This is a genomic window from Thermus caldifontis (assembly GCF_003336745.1).
GTDB classification, from domain to species: domain Bacteria; phylum Deinococcota; class Deinococci; order Deinococcales; family Thermaceae; genus Thermus; species Thermus caldifontis.
Window position 1 is genome coordinate 1 of sequence record NZ_QGMX01000012.1, and the last position, 19,739, is coordinate 19,739.

23 protein-coding genes are annotated in these 19,739 nt (G+C 64.2%); 4 read left to right on the top strand and 19 right to left on the bottom strand.

Going from position 1 to position 19,739, the window contains the following annotated elements:
• Nucleotides 1-631 (top strand): hypothetical protein (locus DK874_RS08275; RefSeq protein WP_205387570.1); only part of this gene is annotated, 631 nt, incomplete at its 5' end.
• A gap of 206 nt (nucleotides 632-837) precedes the next feature.
• On the opposite strand, the gene DK874_RS08280 is transcribed toward DK874_RS08275, so the two are convergent.
• Nucleotides 838-2,433, bottom strand: a complete 1,596-nt coding sequence (locus tag DK874_RS08280) for an MBL fold metallo-hydrolase (RefSeq protein WP_114313555.1) — start codon at nucleotides 2,431-2,433, stop codon at nucleotides 838-840.
• A 61-nt stretch (nucleotides 2,434-2,494) separates the two neighbouring features.
• Between DK874_RS08280 and DK874_RS08285 the strand changes: the two genes are divergently transcribed.
• Together DK874_RS08285 and DK874_RS08300 are read left to right on the top strand one after the other, a co-directional pair.
• Nucleotides 2,495-3,478, top strand: a complete 984-nt coding sequence (locus tag DK874_RS08285; protein ID WP_114313556.1) for a hypothetical protein — start codon at nucleotides 2,495-2,497, stop codon at nucleotides 3,476-3,478.
• A 639-nt stretch (nucleotides 3,479-4,117) separates the two neighbouring features.
• Complete coding sequence (locus tag DK874_RS08300; protein ID WP_114313559.1) at nucleotides 4,118-5,806, top strand: AlbA family DNA-binding domain-containing protein; 1,689 nt, start codon at nucleotides 4,118-4,120, stop codon at nucleotides 5,804-5,806.
• A 24-nt stretch (nucleotides 5,807-5,830) separates the two neighbouring features.
• Here the strand turns inward: DK874_RS08300 and DK874_RS08305 are convergent, their stop codons facing one another.
• The 7 genes from DK874_RS08305 to DK874_RS08335 are packed head-to-tail and all read right to left on the bottom strand — an operon-like array spanning nucleotide 5,831 to nucleotide 14,150.
• Nucleotides 5,831-7,759 (bottom strand): S8 family serine peptidase, encoded by a 1,929-nt coding sequence (locus DK874_RS08305; RefSeq protein ID WP_240307642.1) that lies wholly within the window; start codon nucleotides 7,757-7,759, stop codon nucleotides 5,831-5,833.
• Entirely contained in the window at nucleotides 7,740-7,973 is a 234-nt protein-coding gene (locus tag DK874_RS08310; RefSeq protein ID WP_114313560.1) for a hypothetical protein, read from the bottom strand. The genes DK874_RS08305 and DK874_RS08310 overlap by 20 nt, the downstream gene beginning before the upstream one ends.
• A 1-nt stretch (nucleotide 7,974) precedes the next feature.
• The gene (locus DK874_RS08315) at nucleotides 7,975-8,373 is read right to left on the bottom strand and encodes a hypothetical protein (RefSeq protein WP_114313561.1); all 399 of its coding nucleotides are present in this window, start codon (nucleotides 8,371-8,373) and stop codon (nucleotides 7,975-7,977) included.
• On the bottom strand, nucleotides 8,370-9,131 hold the full coding sequence (locus DK874_RS08320) for a hypothetical protein (RefSeq protein ID WP_114313562.1): 762 nt from the start codon (nucleotides 9,129-9,131) through the stop codon (nucleotides 8,370-8,372). Before DK874_RS08320 ends, DK874_RS08315 begins: the two co-directional genes overlap by 4 nt.
• 1 nt (nucleotide 9,132) lies before the next feature.
• Entirely contained in the window at nucleotides 9,133-10,980 is a 1,848-nt protein-coding gene (locus DK874_RS08325) for a hypothetical protein (RefSeq protein ID WP_114313563.1), read from the bottom strand.
• A complete protein-coding gene (locus DK874_RS08330; RefSeq protein WP_114313564.1) occupies nucleotides 10,980-12,905 on the bottom strand; it encodes a hypothetical protein in 1,926 nt (641 codons plus the stop codon). Before DK874_RS08330 ends, DK874_RS08325 begins: the two co-directional genes overlap by 1 nt.
• 9 nt (nucleotides 12,906-12,914) lie before the next feature.
• A complete protein-coding gene (locus DK874_RS08335; protein WP_114313565.1) occupies nucleotides 12,915-14,150 on the bottom strand; it encodes a hypothetical protein in 1,236 nt (411 codons plus the stop codon).
• A gap of 199 nt (nucleotides 14,151-14,349) precedes the next feature.
• Between DK874_RS08335 and DK874_RS08340 the strand changes: the two genes are divergently transcribed.
• Nucleotides 14,350-15,327, top strand: a complete 978-nt coding sequence (locus DK874_RS08340; protein ID WP_114313623.1) for a site-specific integrase — start codon at nucleotides 14,350-14,352, stop codon at nucleotides 15,325-15,327.
• Nucleotides 15,328-15,329: 2 nt separating this feature from the next.
• On the opposite strand, the gene DK874_RS08345 is transcribed toward DK874_RS08340, so the two are convergent.
• From DK874_RS08345 to DK874_RS11660, 11 genes are all read right to left on the bottom strand, one after another.
• Nucleotides 15,330-15,995 (bottom strand): thermonuclease family protein, encoded by a 666-nt coding sequence (locus DK874_RS08345; RefSeq protein ID WP_114313566.1) that lies wholly within the window; start codon nucleotides 15,993-15,995, stop codon nucleotides 15,330-15,332.
• A complete protein-coding gene (locus DK874_RS08350; protein WP_114313567.1) occupies nucleotides 15,992-16,351 on the bottom strand; it encodes a DUF6788 family protein in 360 nt (119 codons plus the stop codon). The genes DK874_RS08345 and DK874_RS08350 overlap by 4 nt, the downstream gene beginning before the upstream one ends.
• 91 nt (nucleotides 16,352-16,442) lie before the next feature.
• Nucleotides 16,443-16,655, bottom strand: coding sequence for a hypothetical protein (locus DK874_RS08355; RefSeq protein ID WP_114313568.1), 213 nt, complete (start codon nucleotides 16,653-16,655; stop codon nucleotides 16,443-16,445).
• A complete protein-coding gene (locus tag DK874_RS08360; RefSeq protein ID WP_114313569.1) occupies nucleotides 16,639-16,866 on the bottom strand; it encodes a hypothetical protein in 228 nt (75 codons plus the stop codon). Before DK874_RS08360 ends, DK874_RS08355 begins: the two co-directional genes overlap by 17 nt.
• Nucleotides 16,867-16,927: 61 nt before the next feature.
• On the bottom strand, nucleotides 16,928-17,380 hold the full coding sequence (locus tag DK874_RS08365) for a hypothetical protein (RefSeq protein ID WP_114313570.1): 453 nt from the start codon (nucleotides 17,378-17,380) through the stop codon (nucleotides 16,928-16,930).
• Nucleotides 17,377-17,613 (bottom strand): hypothetical protein, encoded by a 237-nt coding sequence (locus tag DK874_RS08370; protein WP_240307643.1) that lies wholly within the window; start codon nucleotides 17,611-17,613, stop codon nucleotides 17,377-17,379. The genes DK874_RS08365 and DK874_RS08370 overlap by 4 nt, the downstream gene beginning before the upstream one ends.
• 126 nt (nucleotides 17,614-17,739) lie before the next feature.
• A complete protein-coding gene (locus tag DK874_RS08375; RefSeq protein WP_162798758.1) occupies nucleotides 17,740-18,000 on the bottom strand; it encodes a hypothetical protein in 261 nt (86 codons plus the stop codon).
• 138 nt (nucleotides 18,001-18,138) lie between these two features.
• Entirely contained in the window at nucleotides 18,139-18,453 is a 315-nt protein-coding gene (locus DK874_RS08380) for a hypothetical protein (protein WP_114313572.1), read from the bottom strand.
• Between the two features lie 44 nt (nucleotides 18,454-18,497).
• Nucleotides 18,498-19,109: a Rad52/Rad22 family DNA repair protein gene (locus DK874_RS08385; protein WP_114313573.1), complete on the bottom strand. Its 612-nt coding sequence runs from the start codon at nucleotides 19,107-19,109 to the stop codon at nucleotides 18,498-18,500.
• Nucleotides 19,110-19,345: 236 nt separating this feature from the next.
• Nucleotides 19,346-19,528, bottom strand: a complete 183-nt coding sequence (locus DK874_RS08390) for a hypothetical protein (RefSeq protein ID WP_114313574.1) — start codon at nucleotides 19,526-19,528, stop codon at nucleotides 19,346-19,348.
• 37 nt (nucleotides 19,529-19,565) lie between these two features.
• Nucleotides 19,566-19,736: a hypothetical protein gene (locus DK874_RS11660; RefSeq protein ID WP_162798759.1), complete on the bottom strand. Its 171-nt coding sequence runs from the start codon at nucleotides 19,734-19,736 to the stop codon at nucleotides 19,566-19,568.
• Nucleotides 19,737-19,739: the final 3 nt, after the last annotated feature.

Below are 19,739 nucleotides of genomic sequence, written 5' to 3' on the forward strand. Positions count from 1 at the left end.
CGAGATCTACACGAAGGATGTAAAAGATTTCCCCAATATCCACTTTGACCGCCACCTATACCTCCCCCTGCTGAAAAGCGACCGTCGCGTGAAAAGCACCCCGCCGGCACTGAACGAAGGGGAGGCCAAGTTTGTCACAGATTTGCGAAGCTTCCTGCAGGCCCATGGGTCAGAGTTTGAGGACAAGGAGGTCTTCTTGCTGCGGAACCTGGCTCGCGGCAAGGGGCTTGGCTTTTTTGACCCTGGGGAGGGTGAAGCCTTCTATCCCGACTTCATCTTGTGGGTGCTTCAGGACAGGCAGCAGTGGATAGCCTTTATTGACCCCCATGGCCTGCGCATGGCTCGAGGCGGCTTCCATGATCCAAAAGTGAGGTTGCGCGAGTACCTAAAGGCATTAGAGCCAAGGCTACAACAGGAACTTAAGGACAGGCAACAGGGTGGGTGTGGGCCAGGGGAGGTGCATTTGACCTCCTTTATCCTCTCCACGAGCCCCTTTGAGGAAATCAGAAAAACCTTCGGCACGGGGCAGCACTCAAAGGAGGAATTTAAGGAGCACAACATCTTGTTCATGGAGGATGACCAGTATATTGCCAAGCTGTTCCAGAAACTTCTGGATGAGACCGATGTATGACGTGGGCTGCGCGTACGTTCCGTAGACCTTTGAGGGCGTCAAGGGCCCTGGCCCCTATCCTCCCGGGAAGCGTCTAGCGTCCCCAGCGCCGGATGGACCACCAGGCGGGGCCTATCGGCCCCTTGTCCCTCCTACTCCTTTGGTCCGGATGGGATGGGTGCGGGAAGCGCGACCTGCCGTTTGGGCCCCCAAAGGGGCCTCCCCTCTCACCCCTCCGGCAGCAGCACCTCAGTCTCCCCCTTCCCCAGCACCTCCCGCCAGGCATGGGGATGCTCCGTGTGGATGGGAAGAAGGTAGCGGGGCCGCAGGCGCCTCACCACCTCCACCAGGTCCCCCTCGGGGGCGTGGCCCGAGGTGTGGTAGGGGTTGTCCACCTCCGCCGCCTCCGGGGGCAGGCTGGCCAGGCTTGGAGGGTGGAGCTGGAAGTCCAGGGCCTTAAGCCAGTTGAGGAGCACCTTCAGGTCCAGGATCTGCTCCTGGTCCGCCCAGTAGGAGTTGCTGAACACGTAGATGCCCTGCTTAGAGGTGCGGCCCAGCCGGGACTCCAGGAGCCTCAGGTCCAGGAGGCGATTCACCTCGTAGAAGCCAAAGGCCAGGAGGTAGGCCCCGGGGTCCTGGGCGATAGCCTCTAGGGTCACGGCCCTGGCCCCGGCCTCCTTCCAGAGGGCCTCTTCCCAGCCCTCCTGCCGGGCCTTGGCCTCCTGGAGGACCAGGACCCTCCCCAGGACCCCCTGCCACAGGAGCTCCACCTCCCCCAGTCCCCATAGGAGGTAGGCGTCCTTGGGGGTGACCACCAGCCTGCGGCCCAGCTCCTCTGCCACCTCCAGGGTGGAGAGGAGGCGTTCCAGGTTGCGGGGGGCAAAGTCCACGGCGATGGGGACATCGGGGTGCCTGGCCAGGAGGCGGTGGAGGTTTTCCCTCACTTCCTCCTCCGTGCGGGCCTTCCCCGGGCTTCCCAGCCGGGTGCCCTCCATCAGGAGGAGGAAGACCTCCCGCCCCTTCAGGGCCTGGAGGAAGGCCTCGGTTCTGAAGGCCCAGCGGCCGTGCCGGCGCAGGTCCCCGGTGTAGACCACCAGGCCCTCGGGGGTATCCACCGCGTAGGCCAGGGCCCCGGGGATGGAGTGGTCCACGGGGAAGGCTTCCACCCGGAAGGGACCCAGGGAGAGGGGGGAGGAGGCCTCCTGCCAGGGGTGGCCCTCCAGGGACTTGGTCTTGGCGGGGCTTTTCTGGGGAAAAGTCCGGAGCCCCCCGTGGAGGAGGCGGAAGGGGCGGCGCAGGTAGGCCTTTCGGTCCCCCCCCAGCACCCCTTGCGCATTAAGGGCCCTTGGGCTCAGGTAGGTGGCTTCCCCCTCCACTCCCACCCGGGAGGTATCCTGCATGGCCTTGGCGATGGCGGCGGTGGCGGCGCTGGCCACCACCGGGAGGTCCTGGCGCAGGTAGCCCAGGCTCCCCGTGTGGTCCAGGTGGGCGTGGGAGAGGAGGAGGGCCAGGACCCTCTCCCCGTCCACACCCTCCCTGAGGAGCCCCCGCTCCAGGTCCGAGGGGAAGAGGGTATCCCCCGCCCCCTCCCGGTAGAGGCCCCGGATGGGGGGCAGGAGGCCCAAGGCCAGGAGGTCCCGGAGGCCCAGCCGGTCCCGGGGCCCCAGGAACTCGGTGAAGTGCCCTCCCCAACGGCCAAAGGGCTTGCCGAAGTCCAGGAGGAGGCTCCCCCCCTCCGCCTCCAGGAGGATCTGGTTTCCCCCGATCTCTCCCCAACCTCCCCAGACGTGGACTGCCAGGCTCCCCAGGGAGAACCTTTTCATAGAGAACCCCTCCTTGGCGGCATTCTACCCCCTGGGGTAGGATGGGGCGGAAGGAGGGAATATGAGCTTACCTATTCGGCTAACCGACCTGGGCTCACAGGAGGCCCACCAGCTGGACTTCACCCGGGAGGCTCTCTGGGAGCGCATGGACCCGGGGATGGGCCGGAAGGCCGTCTCCCTTCCCGTTTTCCTGGTGAACCCGGGGCAGATGGACCTCCTCTACCCCCAGGAGCGCCTCCGGTTCCTGGACCCGGAGGCAGTGCGCAACTGGGTCCGGCGGCAGAGGGAGAGGAGGAGGGAAAGGGAGGAGGTCGGGGAGGAGGATGCCCTCCGGGGCCTGGAGGCGGTGGAAGGGGAGGGATATAGGCGGTACAAGGAGGTGGTGGCCGTGGGCCTCTACCTGGGGGACCCTCCCGCGGATGCCTTGTGGAGCAGGTTGCTCTCCCAGGGCGATGCCCCCTCCCTTCCCAAGCCCGACGGCCCGGCCATCTTCCTCTGCCCGGAGCGGATCCTGGATTGGGCATACAGGGTTGGGGTGGACCCCCAGCTGGTCCTGGACAAGGTGTACTACCACGAGCTAGCCCACGCCCTCATGGACACCGGCCCCACCCCTTACAAGGAGCTTTGGGGCCGGATCGTGGAGGAGAGCCTGGCCAACTGGGTGGCCTTTGACCGCTTCCGGGGCAGGGAGGCCCGCTGGGTGCAGCGGCTCATCCAGGACCAGCCCCCCGAGTACCAGGGGTACGCCCACCTGGGGGAGGCCCTTAGGGTCCTTCCCCAGGTGGAGGCGGTTTTGAAGGAAGTCCTTTGGCGCCTGCGCTACTTCCGGCCCTTTTGGAAGGAGTGGCTGGATTGGTGGGAGTGGGCGGCGGAACGGGGCCTACCTCCTGTGGGGCTTGGGGATTTCCTTCCCCGAGACTTTAAGGAGGGCGATAGGGCTTCCGGCTGGGTGTACCGGGCCTGGACAGGGGCTAAACGAGGCCGGATGGACCAGGAGTTCTGGGCCGTCTACGCCCACCACCTGCTCCTGGAGGCATTTGCTTAAGGAGGTGAGGCATGGAGCTCAGTGAGATTTTTATTCAGGAGCTCTTACCCCTGGGTTCTGCGCCCCGAGGCCGAGGTCATCCTCGCTGCTCACCTGGACACAGTCGACTATGTCCAGGAAGCTGACGACTGGTCATTTTCGCAAGGCATCCTGAGGGGAAAGAATGGTGCCATATTTGCGGACGACAAAGCCAGGGTAGCCCTGGTCCTGTACCTCCACTCCCTTTTGCCGTAGATGGGCTTTGCCCTGTTCCTGGGAGAGGAGAAGTTGGGACATATCGCAGGCGACAAGGCTGGGCGCACGGATAGCTACACCTTTAGAGACGTCGTCCCCGAATGCTTGAACGTGGCTGTGGGCTACAACCGCCCACATGAGGAAGACGACGAACAGGACATAGATTATCTGGATGCACTAGGGGATCGGCTTACCCAGGTTCCGTGGGAGAGCTTCCCCGTGCGTAGATTCCGGCGCTAAGCCAGGGATGCCCTGCATCCTGGGAAGACTGGACGGTTGGGGAACAGAGGGCACAGGCAGCTGATGCTGGAGGTTTCTCAACGAGTTCCAGTTGACCTTCCCCTGGCTTCAACCCTCGGTCTCGACAACTGTCAGTGTAGCAACCTGGATTAAACTAATGAGTAAATGGCTGATAATTGGAGGGAAACAGTTAAAGCCGAAGCGCTCCATTTACTCGGGAGGAACGAGGGCCCTAAGGTGGAGTTCAAAAGGAGCTACCCTGGTGACGATAAGATGGCCAAGCTCGTTTCAGCTATCGCCAACACGGATGACACGGACGGCGGGATCTACGCCAACGAGAAGTTTCGCAACCATGGCTTCATCCTGATTGGGGTAGAGGGCGGTCAGGTTGTCGGTTACGATGCCTGGGAACCGGGTTTTGGCAGCCCTCAGGAGGCATCAAACGAGGAAAAGGTAAAGGACAAGCTGGAGCAGAAGCTAAAGAATCTCATAGCGCCTTTGCCCGTGTTTGAGGTTTACAAATTCGCGGAGAACGGGGTTACGTTTTGGGTGGTGCTGATCCGACCCAGCATCGACCAACCTCACGTTTATGATCCGCAAGGATCAGCTTCGGTTTGGGTGAGGGTGGGCTCCAATATCACCCCTGCTCGGGCTCAGGACTACGATAGGTTTCGGCGGAACTTCGTCTCAGCCCTAAGACAGGAGTTTGCCGGCAGAATGGATGCCCTTGATAACAGGATCAGTCGGCTTTCCGGGAGGATAGATGCCCTTGACGGACTGTTTGGTAGTAGCTTGGGTGATTTCTTTCGGACATTTACCTCTACCCTAAGCAAGGAGAATAGGAGTCGCTCCGCCCGGAACATCCCCCAGGCCACCACCAATGGGGCTGAGCTATCCCGGTTGGGGAAGAAAGACTTTTCCTTAGAGGAAGTGGTACGCTCAATGATGCCCCTTGACCCAATAGAGGAGGCTCTAAACAAGGAAGCTGGCGACCTTTGGGAGGCTCTTTCTCAGCTCTCCTGGACTTTTGAAGATGACACAGAGCTAGCCGAAGCTATTGAGAAGGTGGAAAAACATACCCTTCCTTTTCTCCGAGGCCTAGGGACATTGGTGGAAAGGGACTATGAGGAGAGGTACGCAAACGTAACCCTGAATGTGCTCCAAGGTCTTAGCGCCTTGGGGGCTGTGCCGGACTTCATTACCCGTTACAGCCTCGTAGCCCCCAAAGTACGGCTTTACGCCTTGCTTCTCACGGTGTACCACGTGGGCATCCTGGCCTACTTTCATTCCCGGCCAAGGTACTTGAGTGTTCTTTCGTACTTAACCTACGGGAGAGAGGAGAGAAGATGGCTTCCGCATCTTCGGGATACCGTTTATGCTGGCCTCGAGACGTTTTTCTCCCTAAAACACAAACAGTGCGACCCCCTTTCTGGGCAAATCTATAACTATCTCTTTATAAACCCTGGTGCCACATGGGAAGCTCTGCCTGAGGCAATTAAAAGACAGCCCCGGCCTTACCACCCGCTGAGTCCTTCGGGGGCTCTTGACATTTTTGTGGAGGGGGAGTTTGTTTTGGGTCTCCTATCCCTGAAGCCCCAAATAGGGTCCGAGGAGCCACCACGCCCTCTGTTTGGTTTGTACTTACTAGAGAGCTCCCCCTCAACCCGCATCCAAAGGGTCATCCAAAAGCCGCCAAAGGTTCTCTGTGAGGTGCTTGGGCTTGAGAACGGGGGTTTGCAGAGGTATATGGAAGCCCTGAGAGGGGGTTTGAAGGGTGTAGGGGGCAGTCGTCCCGGGTGCCACATCGGCGGAACTTGGTGGGATACCCAGCCAGGGCCATGCCCCACACCCTGACCAGACGGCCATCAGGGACTCCTTCTACTGCAGCACCAACCTTACCCCCCTAGCCGGCGCCGCCACCCTCACGCCCGCCCGCGGTTCCTCCGGGTCCAGGGAACTGTTCCCGTTGGTGTCCAGGAAGGCCAGCAGGTGGTAGGCAAGCCCAGGGGCGGCCTCCAGCCGGAAGGGGCCTCCTTCCTGGGGCAGGATGAGGACCTGGCACCCCCCTGCTTCAAGCAGATCCGCACAGGCCTCCAAGACCACCCTCTTGGCCCCCTCCCTCACCTCCACCTCCACCGTGGCCCGGGCGGTGGGATCCACCCCCGCCTCCAACCCGATGGTATACTGCCCCGGAGCCAGGCCTGAACCCGCCCGCACCCGCAAGAAGGCCTGTCCCTGGGCCGGGTTAGGGGAGAGGTAGGCGGAAAGCCCCCCCTCGGGCCGCACTTCCACCTGCACCGGGAACGAGGAGAGAACCTGGACGGGGATGCTTCCTTCCTGGCCAGGGGCAAGGGCCAGCTCCCCTTCCACCTGCAAGGCCACCCCGCTCCCTTCTAGGGCCTCCAGCGCCCGGTCCGCCCGTAGGAGGTTGCCTGCAGGAGTCGGGAGGGCCCCTGCCAAAATGGCTCCCTCCACCCCCTCGAGGGTCCCCCCCCGGGAAAAGAGGAGGCTAGCCGCTGCCGCCACGTGGGGGGCCGCCTGGCTGGTGCCCTGCATGGTCCGGTAGCCGAAACCCTGGGACCAGGTGGGTCCCAGCACCCCTTGGCCCCCATTGCCCCCTGGGGCCAGGAGGGGGGCACCCCGGTTGGAGTAGCCGGCCAGCTCGCCTTGGGGTCCCACCGCTCCCACTGCCAGGACGCCCCGGCAGTTGGCGGGGAAGAAGCTCCGGTAATCCCGGGCGAAGTTGCCCGCCGCCGCCACCACCAGCACCCCCAGGGCCCGCACCTCGTCCAGGGCCTGCTGCAAAGGGGCGCTGCAGCTCCCTTCCCCGGCCAGAGAGAGGTTGATCACCTTGGCCGGATAGGGGTTCTGGGGAAGCCCCGGCACAGGTATCCCCGCCGCCCACCTGAGGGCCACCATGAGGTCGCTCTCCCTGCCGTTGCCGCTGGCGTCCAGGATGCGGATGGGGAGGATGGAGGACTGGGACGCCCCTGCCATGCCCTCGCCATTCCACGAGGCGGCCACGATCCCTGCCACATGGCTGCCGTGGTACGTGCCGGCGTCCTCGGGGTCGGTGTCTCCGTCCACCAGGTCCAGGCCCGGCAGGAGGGCCTCCCGTAGGTCCGGGTGCCCCTGGAGGACCCCCGTGTCCACCACAGCCACCACCACCCCTCGGCCATCCCCTCGGGGCCAAGCCTCGGGGAAGCCCGCCAGGGGGAGGTTCCACTGCTGGGGGAAAAGGGGCTCCCCTTCACCCCCCATGGCCTGGACCCTGCGGTCGGGCAGGCTGGGGCGGGTGCCCAAGGGGGCCAGCCCCTCCATCCGGTACCATCCGCCCCCAAGGGGTACGCCTGGGCATCCCGTGGGGCAGTAGTGGAGCTGGGAGCCTGCCAGGGCCTGGGGGGATACCCCCGCCGTGGTCACATACACCACCCCCTCGAGGGCCACCTCGGGACCGGGGAGCACCTCCAGGGAGAAGGGGGCCTCCCGCCTAAGCCCGTCCCCCTGGGCCACCACCCGCCCCTGGTAGCTCCCCTGGGGGGCCCGGAAGCGGAAGACCACCTCCACCCCCGAAGGCGAAGGCGCCACCTTCTGGGGTGGGGGCGGGAAGGGGAACTCCACCCCCACCTCCACCTCTCGCACCCGCTGCCCCTCCACCCGCACCACCAGGGTGGCCTCCTCTCCCTCCCTCACCAACAGGGTGGGGTTGGCCAGGCTCAGGCTCAGCCGGGGCGGTGGGGTGAGGTCGCACCCCACCAGGTATAGGGCCAGGACCAAGATCCCCCACTTAAGGGCTCTCGTCTTCACCTTCACCCCCCACCAGCCCCAGGAAGAACCGATCCATGGCCTCGTAGGCCTCCTCTAATGTGGCCCACTCTCCCAAGCGAATGGGCTCCACCATTTCCGGGGCCAGCCAGTACCCCCGGATGTTTCCCCACCGGGGCTCCACCAGGTACAGGACCCCGATGTCCTCACCCTCGTACACCACCCGCTTCCTCTCTCCAGACCAGGTCAGCACCATATCAACGCACCGCTAGGGAAAAGTACCCCCGGAGCACCGCCACCACCTGGGGGCTGTCCACGATAACCCAAACCGCCTTCCCTTTCTCCACCTTCCGGCCTAGGAACCACCGGCCATCGGCCAGGATAAACCCCCCGCTAAAGGGGCTTCCCCCCAGCCGCACCACCTTGGCCTCCCTGGCCCAGGCGGAGGGCCTTTCACTCCCCAGGACCAGGGTAACCCGCTTCCCCTTCAGGGCCTCCCCAATCCGTTCCGGGGGCAAGCCCACCACGAAGGCCTCCCGCACCTGGTTCACCACGAACCAGTAGAAGGTGTCCTCATCCACCTCCCGCACCTGGGGCAACCCCTGGGCCAAGCCCACCCCCAGGAGAAGGACCAGTAGGGGTAGCCAACGCCTCATTTCGTTTCCTCCTCCCTGCGGGCAGCATCCGCCACATACCGGGTGGCCAGGTTCACCACCAGGGCCACCTTGGAGCTCACCGGCCCGTCAAAGGTAAGCCAGAGCCACCGGTCTGGGGTGGAATACCCCGGGGCAAACAGGTAAGGCTTCCCCCCAGACCACACCAGGGGCAGGCCCAACAAAACCCGGGAGAGCTCCGGACTGTCCCGCTCCCCGCCCACCCCCACCACCTTGAAGAGGTTGGGGTCATTGAGGGTCTTCAGCTTCTCCTTGAGCCGCCTGGCGGTTTGGCTGTCCGTTACCACATAGGCCTTCGCAATCTGCATCCCCCCAGGGGGGCAGGTGTAGATGGGCACCCCCCCGTAGGAGATGTTCTGGCAGGCCCCACCCCGGGCCACCAACACCAAGTAGTCCAAAAGGGCCTCTACTCCGCTTCCCGAGCCCACCACCATGATGTCCCCCCGGTTAAACCCCTGGAGCACCTCGTTCCACCCGGCGGGGTAGAGCATATCGTCCGGGAAGCCGCACATCTTGAGGGTAAGGCAGAGGGTGCACTTGGTAACCTTGTACACCGTCCGGAACACCAGGCTGGGCTGGCTGAAGTCCAGCTGGCCCAAGGAAGTGGGGTTGCAACTCATCACCGCCCCCACCTGTTGCAGGTTGTTGCTGATGCCTCCCCAGTCCAGGCCCGAAAGCCAGTCAAACTGGGCCAGGGCTGGCCCAAGGGCCAAAAAGGCTATCACCAGGACCTTACGCATATCACCTCCCAATGAGGGGCCGGTACAGGACGGAGAGGTCCGGCCCAATCCCTCCCAGGTCCCCAAGGACCTTGTAGGGGGTACCCTTCACCCCGGGTATCTCATACCCCTCCGGCACGGAAACCCAGCGCCAGTGGGTCCGCTCCGCCACAAAGGGCAGGGTGTAGGGGGGCACGCCCAGGGGTTGGGCTGGGCCTTCCAGGGGCGGGGAGGGGTAGGCCAGGACACAGGGGGGACAGTACTCGACGCGGATGTCGATGGTGATGGGCACATGCCAGTACACGATGAGCCGGGATAGCTGGTTCCAGGCCCAGCCTATCCAGTTGCCTAGATTGATTTGCGACAGGTCTATGTTGCGCATATCGGGCACATTGGTGGCCTCCAGGATGTTGAAGGCCTGGAAGGAGGTGGTGTAGCCGAAGCTCTCGTAGACCGGCAAGGAAGCTGGGGGCAACCACCGTTTGGCCTCCTCAAACTTCCAGAGGCCAGGGCTTTCCCTTTCCCCCTTGATGGGCTCGTTCTGCGGCTTGCCCCCGGTGAGTTCCGTGAGGTCATTGCCCGCCTTGAGGGCCCAATCTATCCGCATCAAGGCCTGGGCGGCGCAACCTGCTACTTCGTCCAGGCTTCCCGTGCAACTCCTTAGGACCGGTATCCCCTGGGTGAGGTTCCGCAAAGGGGCCTCTATCAGGCGGACGAGGTTCGTCTTCAGGGTGTCGGCTATCCCAGGAATGCCGTAGAAGGCCCGGCTGTTGTACAGGGTCCTTGCCGAGCGGTAGAAGTGCACATAGTAGTACACCTTCTCCACCTCGCTCCCCGCCCGGTCTATCAGCCCCTTGTAAATGTTCCAGATGTTTTCCAAAGTGTTCCAGAGGACCTGGGGGTCCCTGGGGAGGAGCTCTGTGTAGACCGGGGCCACTACCGCCCCGCCGTTCAGGAGGTGTCCCTGCCAGGGGACAGGCAGGTAGACCTTGGGGGCTCCCAGGTTGGCGAAGTCCGTTACCCCCAGGTTGGCCACGAAGCTTCCCGGGTCCGAGGGCCGAGGCCGGAGGAGGATTTCCGCCACCTCCCGCAGGTACTCGGGGTAGTACTTTTGCCAGGCGTGTTCCATGGCCGCCTTCACCCGGGCATCGGCGGCATCCCCGTTGAACCAGAGGGGTCTGGAGGGATACCCGGGGGTGCGGAACACCTCCCACCCCTGCAGGACCACCTTGAACCCCGGGATGTACATGATGGGCAAAAGCTCCAGCCCCAGGTCGTCGCAGAAGTCCTCCTTGGGGATTTGCGGGATGGGGAGGTACCGGTCCAGGCTGTGGAGCCCCGCCGAGGCCATCTGCTCCGGGTCAAAGGGGGTGAGCTTGCCCAGCATGGCGGTGTCCAGGCTCTCGGAAGGCACATTGAGGCGGAAGGGAGGCAGGGGCGGGTCCAGGTCCGGCCCCTTCAGGCCAAAGCCGCAGTAGGCCAGGTAGAAGGCGGGGTTGTTCAGTTGGGTGATGACCCGCCAGTAATACCGCTCCTCAAAGCGTTGCCATGCCCGCCTGAGGTCCTTGGCCACCTCCCGGGTGGCCTCCAGGCTGGACATGGGCAGGCGGAACTCATGGGCCTGGGCTTCAGCCCAGGGTAGACGCCCCTGGCACCCGTTGGGGTCCTTCTGGGGGTCGCACTGGCCCTTTTGGTAGTCCCGCAACCGGTCCTTCCTCAGGACCTCCACATAAGGCCACTGCCCTTTCAGCATCTGCTCCAGCCGGTAGTCCGGCTGGGAGAGGAGGTACCGGGTCCAGTCCTCGTACCTGGGTCCTGGGGTCTGGGCCAGGGCCACCAGGGTTAAGGGCAACAGAACACTCCACCGCATCACAACCCCCTTTCACGGCACCACTGGGAGAGGGGCTTGTACCACTCCTTGGCCTCCCCCCGGTTTAGGCCCCCGTAGGGGTTGCGGTCGGGCAGGAGGCTACGGGTGATGTAGGTAAGGTAGGGGTCCCCCTCCACCGCTTCAATCTCCTTGCCCTGGGGCTGGAGGTAGCCCTCCAGGCCGGGGATGCGGTACCGCCGGCCTTCTGCGGTTACATAGCCCCCGGCCTCCACGGGCCGGTCGTTGTCGGTGGCCGCCCGCCAGGTAACCTGCCACCAGGAGAGGTACCAGTACACATTCCAACTGCTAACCGTTTGCTTCCAGGGGTAAAGCTGAATGGAGTAGTTGTAGCGGTATGAGGGAATAAACAAGAACCAACTCGTCTCCCTGGTTACCGTAGCTGTGCCCCGTATTCTCCCGCTGGCATCCTCCACATCGCATGTAACTGGGAAGCTGGCCTCTCCCCAAATGGGTATAAAGCCGCATCTCTGGCGGGTGCCAAAGGTGGGGTCAGTCCACCACAAGGTGAAGGTTTCTGTGCCACTGCCCAAATCTTGGCTGAAGGAAAACTGGTAAGGGGGTTTAGTCTGGTCCTTGTAGGTGACGGATTGGGGGTTGTCCCTATCCAGGTCCCACTGCAACCGGGCCTGCACCTGGGCATACCCCCGGTTCCGCCCTTGGGCATCCAGGGCCGGCTCCACCCGGGTCCAGGATGTGGGAGCCGGACTGGGCAGGCTAATGCGGATTTCCTCTGAAGCCGTGTCCCCCAGATTGAACTGGGCCTTTCCGTTCCAGTCCCCGGGGTATGTCCACAGGTAGGAAAACCTTGGAAGGTTAAGGACCGGGACAGGGTTCCCTAGGGTCTTTTCCTTAAACTCCACCCTGGCCTTCAGGTTCCCCTGGGAGATGCACCCGTAGAGGTAGGCCCGGGCTTCGGGCAGGTCCGAGGCCGTGGGCACCAGGGCCAGGGTCTGGTTCAGGCAGTCGGGGCCATCCGGCCAGTCGGGCCGATCCACCAGGTACCGCCCGGCCATGGCCGCTCCCTTTTGCCCTGCCCCCTGGGGCGGCCATATCACCGCCAGACTGTCCTTTTTGTCCAGGCTGGTTTTGGGCAGGACATGGAAGCGCCCATCGTTCCGGTAGCTCGTGGGGCAGTAGTTTCGGGCAGTGCCCTCAGGCACCACAAACCGCACAGCACCCCCTACCTGGCCCGTGTACTCCTGGGCCAGCTGGACGGTCCAGGGGGAAACCTCGGGAACGAAGAACCAGATTTCCGCCCCCCGGGCCTGGCGTCCGTAGAAGGCCCTCAGCTTGGCCATGGAGTCGATGAGGGTCTTCCTGGCCAGGTCCCGGTCAGCGGGGGAGATGCCCGCAAAAATGCTTCCCCCGGAAGAGGGCTGGTAGCCCTCCATTCCCGGGTAGCGGTAGCGCTCCGGGCTCCCACCGGGAGGCCTCGCCGTAAGCCAACCCCCCGTCTCCAGGGGCACGGGGTTGTCCGGGGAAGCCTGCCAGGCTTTGGTCCCGGATAGGGGCCAGACGGCGTACTCCACCCGGTAGCGGTAGGGCCGGTTCTGGGTGTCGTACTCCGTGGTAACCCCAGCCTTGCCCCGCAACCGGTTTTGGCTGTCCCAAAGGTCGTAAACCTGCCCGTTGGGGTAGCTTCCCAGGACAAAGCCCTGCAGGGTGAAGGTATCGCAAGCCCCTGGACAGAGGTAAAGCCGTCCGTTCCAGCCGAGCCCTTGGTAGCTGGTCCCCTGGATGGGGTTGCCCCCAGTCTCCTGGAGAAACTCCACCCGCACCCGGTAGCCCTCCTGGGCGTTGCCTTCCAGGTAGCCCCGCACCTCTGTGGGGGGCCTGGGGCCGTCCAAAAGGCCCACCTGGGCCAGGGCCAGGGAGAGGAAGGGGATAAGGACAAACCGACGCATCCTACCTCCTTACGGGTACTGCCTCCCCCGTTGGAACATGGGGTCAATCATGAGGAGGCCTTTCAGGGTGGGCACGATGCCCGTGGGGGTTTCCACCAGGGCCAGGCACCTTCGCCCCTCCTGGGTGTCCTTGTAGAGGCGGCACCCCTGGAGGACCTGTTGCCGCTCCTCCTCTGGCACCCCGGGGTACTCCCGGTCTGCGGGGTCGTAGTAGCGCCGGGGGATGAGCCGGTCCAGGAGGAGGTAGTCGTGCCGCCACCCTTTGACCATGAGGAAGGTCTTAATCTCCACCTTGGGGCCTATGTCGGCCCCCCTTGAGTTCTGCCCGCCGAAGCAGAAGGTGATGAACCCCCCGCATAGCCTCCCCGTGTAGAGGAGACCCGAGAGGATGCTGGGGACATCGGTGAGTATCTTCACCTCCCCGGCGGGGTCCGCTCGGTTGCAGATGCCTAGCCAGTTGCAGTCGTAGAAGTACCCCTGGGCCACCCGGCTTAAGGCACCCCGTACGGGTTCGTTTATCTCCTTGGCGTAGGCGTAGGCCAGCATTCCTGCGGTAGCCCGCTTGTGATCCTCCCCAATGCGCTGGGCAAACTCCGCCAGAGCGGCGTCATAGTCCATACCTGGCCTCTGCTCCCAGGAGATGTAGGCATAGGCCGTCCCAGTGGCGGTGATGGTCCCCGAGCGTACCGTCCAGTAGCGGCTGTTGGGCACCTCCGTGCAGTAGGGGGGCGCCGAGTATAGAGGGCTGACCTGGTAGCTCCCGGTGTAGGTATCCGTTTCCCAACTGGACCCATTCCACCGCTGGGTGGTGCACTGGAAGTTGGCCCACTGCTCCCGCCAGTAGACGAAGGCCTCCGCCTGGAAGGTGTGCTTGCCGTTGTCCCGGTCGTCCAGGGACCGGGTAGAGGCGGAAACGCTGGGGCACCCCTGTACCCACTGGCTTCCATTGGCCCCCTTGAGGGGAGGGTCGTAGCCCGGGGTGCCCCAGGCCACATCCTTTACGGCCAACTGCCCCCCGGACCAGGAAACCCGCACCCAGGCCGTGGCTCCGGGAGCGTTGGTACTGGCCAAGACGCTGAAGCTCCCCGGCTGGGTGAGGCTGTTGGGAGACACCTGCAGGCTGAGGGAGGGCTGGCCCAGGGGAAGCTCCCGGTAATCAGGGGGCGTGTACTGCACCGTGCAGGTCTGGGCCACGCCTTTCCCGATCCAGAGGAGCGCCCATGCTAGCAACAGAGTACGGCTCATAATACTGGATTATAGCAACTTATGCTTTCTTACACACCCATAAGCGTTGTTTCCCTTGGCATATACGCTCCTCAACCCCTCCACCCCCCGCCACCAGCCGAGGCTGCAAACCCTTGGGGTGGGGAAGAGCGTGGGGGACGGGGGCTGGAGTGGGGAGAGAAGGAGGCCTTGGTGTGGTAGGATGTGGAAGGGCGAAATCATGCCAAGAGGCTCCTTTGTACCCTTACCCCTCGAGGCCTGGGACCTCCCGGAGGAGAGGCACCGCCGGGTGGGGGAGGCCCTGGCCACCTGGAACGAGAGGCTTCTTGCGGAAGGGGTCTGGGCCTACCTGGTGCGCCACCGCAAGAAGCCGGACCCCGTGGTGCCCCACATGGTGGAAAGGTTCGTCCTCTGGCTGGCCCAGAAGGGGCGCCGCTGGCCAGCCCTGGAGGCGGGGGACATCCGGGCCTACCTCCTGGAGATCAAGGAGAGGGGCTTCCCCGGGGGGCCTAAGGGTCCTTTGGCCCCGGCCACGGTGGAGCGGGCCCGGGGGGCTTTGGGCTACCTCTGGCCCTTCCTGGAGTGGGCGGGCCACCCCATGCCCCCCCATGTGGAGTACCCGCCCCGCCGCTTCGCCCTCCTCTCCGGGCGGGTCCCCCTCCCCGAGGAGGCCTGGGAGAGGCTTTGGCGCAAGGCGGAGGAGTTCAACCCCGCCCACTGGCGCCCCCTCCTCCGGGTCTTGTTGGTCCTCCTGGGGGAGGTGGGGCTGAGCCTGCGGGAGGCTTCGGACCTCTGGCGGGACGACCTGAAGGGGGAGCGGCTTGTGGTGCGGGGCCGTTCCCTGAGGGAGGTCCCCCTTTCCCCCCTGGCCCAGGCCACCTTACGGGACTGGCTCCCCTTGCGGGACTACCTGGCGGGCCACCAGCCCATCCCCTACCCGCACCTCCTCCTCAACCCCGCCCCCACCCGTTCCCGGGGCAAGCCCCTGCCCTATCCCATCCTGGTGCAGCTTCTCCAGGAGCTGGCCCAACTGGCCGGGTACCGGGAGGAGGGGAAGGCCAGAAATAGCCTCAGCAAGCGCCTCCGCTGGCGGGCCATCCGGCGCTACCTGCAGGCGGGCTACCCCAGGGACAAGGTGGCCTACTGGACGGGGATGCGAAGCCTCGGGGCCGGTCTTGGGCTGGAGGATGCAGGGTAGGCCTAGCGCTCACACCCGATGCCGTCCCCATCCCGATCAAAGCGGTGGGGGTCAGGTGGGAGGACCTTGAACCGCCGGTAGGGGATGTCCGTGCAGTCTAGGTCCGGCGGGGGTGGGGGGATGCAAACCGTGGGGTAGCTGGGGTCGCACCGGCCTCCCCTTCCGTAAGAGCCCGCTGAGGGAGGGCTCCCCGCCCCCCTGCGGTACCCCCAGGGCGGGGTGAAGTCCCCTTGCCAGATGCCCCGCCTGTTCCTTCGGGCCTCCTCCTGAGCGTCCAGGTAGGCGCCCCGGGAATAGGGGGTGTAGTCCAGGGCCCAGCCCTGGAGCACCAGCCAGCGGTTCACCTCCACCTCCCCCACCCAGCAGACCGCCACCACCCGGCTGTAGCGGTCCCTGCCCTTGGGTTGGCACCGGACCGTGCGCTGGCCCAAGAAGTCGTCCAAGGCAAAGGCGGCCCGCCTGCCGCAGGGCCAGAGGGAGCCGTCGGCCCTTCTGCAGGTCTGGGAGCTCTCCACCGCATCAATGCCCCAGAGGCGGATCCGCTGGCCCCTGATCTCCAGGGTGTCCCCGTCCACCACACTGACCCGGCCCACGATAAGGCCTTGGGCCAGGGCAAGGAGAAGGGGTATCGCTAGAACCAAGACGAAAAGAAGGCGCCCTTTGGTCATTCTTCCTCCCCCCACTCCCTGATCTCTTCCCTAAGGTTCACCAGCCTCTCCACCAGGCGGCGGTAGCGGGCCAGGCGCTTGCGGAACTCCCCCGCCTGGGTGAAGCCTTCCGGCGGTTGCCACCCCTTGCCCAGGTACTGCCAGCGCCACCTTCCCTCCTTCTTCACCCGCAGGTAGGGGTAGGGGCCGTGGGGGCACCTCTTGCACCTTTCCTTGCCGCACTTTACTTGACGCCAGTGCACGGGGACCGGCACCATGGCGCTCAACTCCTCCCGCTCCCTCTCTATCTGGACCTCGAGGTGGTGGAGCTCCGTGAGCAGGAGGGAACGGGGGCGGGGGGTGGGAGAGGATGGCATCTTAGCTACATGATACCACCCCCCGCCCGTTCTTTGGAAACCCACAGGGGTTGCGAGGCCCGCTAAGGCCCCTTCCCTGTCTCCCCCTACATCAGGACCGGCCCAACTCCAGGGCATAGAGCACCCGCCGCTCTCCCTCCTCGGCTAGCACCTCATACCAGACCACACCCCCCTCAACCCGCATCTCCCGGGCCAGGCGCACCATGCGCCCTTCCCAGGGCACAAAGGGGAAGGGGCGGTCGCAAAAACCCCAGAAGAGGGGTCTTCCCAGAAAGGCAAGCCGCTTCTCAATCTCCCGTCCCATCCACCACCTCCATTAGGTCCTCCCGCACCAGGTAGCGAAACCGCCTGGGATGGGAGGGGTCGTACACCTGCTCCTCGATGCGCTCCACCTTCTTGCCGGGAAACAGGGCCAGGTAGCGGCGGAGGTCATCTGCTTCTTGACCTTCTTGGGTGTAAAAGCTGAAGACGCTCTCCCCCCTAAACTGCACCACGATACGGATCAACCGTCCCATTACGCCTCCCCAAAAAGCTAAGGGGTGGGGAAATCCCCACCCCCATCCAGGAAGGGCTAACCTACCGCATATCTTGGGGGAAGTTGCTCGGCAGGATGGTCCCCTCCGTGATCCAGCGTCTAAAGTCCTCTATGGCGCCAAAGCGCTCCAATATCTGCACCAGCTCCACCTGGCTGGGTATTTGCCATTCTGGCCTTTTCAGTTCAGAAGGATCGGCCCACTGTACCACGCCGACGGTGGCCCATCCACCATAAAGGGAGCTACTCCGGGTCCACTCCATCCAGACAACGGGACCCTGCACACCGAAGGGGACCAGGAACGCATCCCTAACCAAACGGGCCACGGTTTCTATGGCGTTGATGACACTAGGCCCGTTGTGGTTCCATTGGTCCCTCAGGAGCACCAGGGCCTCCCCCGTTGGTAAAGCGTAGATGTCCACATCGCAAAGGCCCGGGATATTGTGCCCTGGGTACGGAAACTCCCGGATAGCCAAGTGTAGCCTCTCTGGCCTCATACCTCCTCCTTCTCCCCTCTGTCAAGCAAAACCTGCTTTTCCCTTTCCAGGCCCCAGTTCCTCAGTGTAGCCTGGGCCTCCTCGAGGGTGGGGGGATCGGCCTTCGGTCCTACGGCGTTGATAATCCATCCACCCTGAGGGTGCTCCAACGTGGCAAAGACCAGGGCCTCACCGCCCACCAGGTCCATCCCCACCTCGCCCAGGCGATACCGGCCTGGGGTAATGGTGGCCACATGCTCCAAGCACCTGGCCAGGGCTAGTCGCCAATCCGTGTGGCCACCTAGGGGCAAGACCCCACCCTTTTGATGAATCAACACCGCTCGCCAATGGTTCACCGTACACCTCCCTCACCTGCCGGGCTAGAGGTCCTCCTCCACCCTGGAGAGAACTATTAAGGCCACGGCGTCGCCGCTCTCTAAGCCGACCCAGTCAACGACACCCTCCATGTCCCCCGGCACCACCTCTGGGCTGATGTGAAAGCCCTCCTCCAGGAGGGCGTTCACCGCCCGGCGAAATGCGGACCTGGCATCGGTCTCCCGGTAGAACTTCTGGACGTCCGCATCCTCGGGCATCCCTACGCCGAGCCGGTCCCGTGCCACCTCACGATAGACCTTCCACATTTCAATCACCTCCACCTCATGGTACCTTTCCATCCCGACAACCGTTGACGGGTTTAGCTTTAGCCCACTATCCCGTACCCACGTTCGCGAAAGTGATCTTTCGCGCACGTACCAGGGCCCAGCCCCCACCCTTGGGGGTTAGAGGACCTCCCCCTTTCCCCCCTGGGCCAGGGCGCTTAGCCCCTCCACCCAGTACTTGGCGATGTCCAACCGGGCCTTGGCCCAGATAAGGGCTTCCTCTGCCTCCGTGACAGCCTTGTAGTAGTCGGCGAGAAGCGTCCGGGCCTTAGCCTTCCGCTCCTCCTCGTTCCGCCCCTGGACCTCTCCCGCCACCATTGCCCGGGCCAGGGCTTCCTCCAGGGCTTCCTTGGCCCGAAGCCTTGCGATGGCGGCCTCCGCATGTTCCTGGATTGCCGTCCGTAGCTCCTGTAGAGCCTGGTAGAGCTCCATCATGGTTTTCCTCCTTTCCGGGAAAGGGGGGTTAACCCCCCCTTCCGCTACCTGCCAGCAGAGCCCGTGAGTTCGTCAATGAGCTGGCTTGCCTCGGACGCCGTCAGGCCCACCATCTTTTCCTCCGGGTAACCCAAGCGGCGGAGGAAGCGGATCTGGGCTTCGGTGGCCGGTTTAGGGGTCTGGTTAGGCACCTTGCCCGTGGACCTCCGCCCCAACAGGGCCGCCTTGGCCGCCTCCCGGTCAAACTGGCCCCGCTCGTCCAGCTCTACCCAGACCTTCTCCATCTCGTAAAGGTGGCGGCCCACGCCGAACTTCACCGCCGCCCGCTTCAGGGCATCGGAAAAGGCCGCCTTCAGGGTGTCCCCCTCTCCCACGTCCTCCTTGGTCACCCCCAGGACCGTTAGCCGGCACTTCACCTCCACCAGGCGCTCCTCCCCGTTGCGCCCCGGTACCAGCCGGTCGGCCAGGACCTCATAGGTGTCGTACCACCCCTCAGCGCCCGCCACCTCGTCCAGGCGGTTCATCACCGCCCGAGCGTCCACGTAGGCGACGACCTGGCCCCGGCGCCCGTCCCTGGCGACCGTCTGCACCTTCACGTCGATGACCTCCTCCGGGAAGGGTACCCGGAGAGCCTCAAACACCGCTTTCTGGCTCATCTCCAACCTCCTTTCTCCTTTCACCGAGGGGCCTTTAGGCCCCCCAGATCCAGATCAAGCATGTAGGTGACGACTCCGCCGCCCACTAGGCTATGTGCTCCCTCGGAGCCCGTGGGGGAGCCAAGCTCCCTCCGGTCGCATGTAGCTTCGCTGACCCACGTATCCCCGGCTTGGTCAGCCCGTAGGGCTATCTTGGAAACCGGGGGATTATAGCTCCCCCACTCCCCCTCTTTTTTCTAAGACACCTTCCGGCTTACCTCTGCCGCCTCCCGATCCGCCACCCGGCATGCTTCCTCGGGAGGCAGATTCCGTTGCCTGGCCTCCCTGTAGGCCTTAACCCACCGGGCCAGGATCGCCGTATCCTCCTCGGACCGAGCCAGCATTTGGCTGTACACATCGGGTGCCTGATACCTGACCATATCGCCTCCTTTGGGGCCCCTGCCCCAAATGAACCGCCTACGCCTTCCTCTTGGTCTGGCGTGTAAGGTCAAGGCGGATGCGCCTGACCCGGCGCTCCTGCCGCCGGGCCAGAAAGGCCTCCGCAATCTCGGAAGGGGAGAGGACCTCTCCCCTTCCCTTCCGCCGTGCGGCCAGGGCTGCCGCTGCCAAGGCTCCTCTTAGGCTCATATC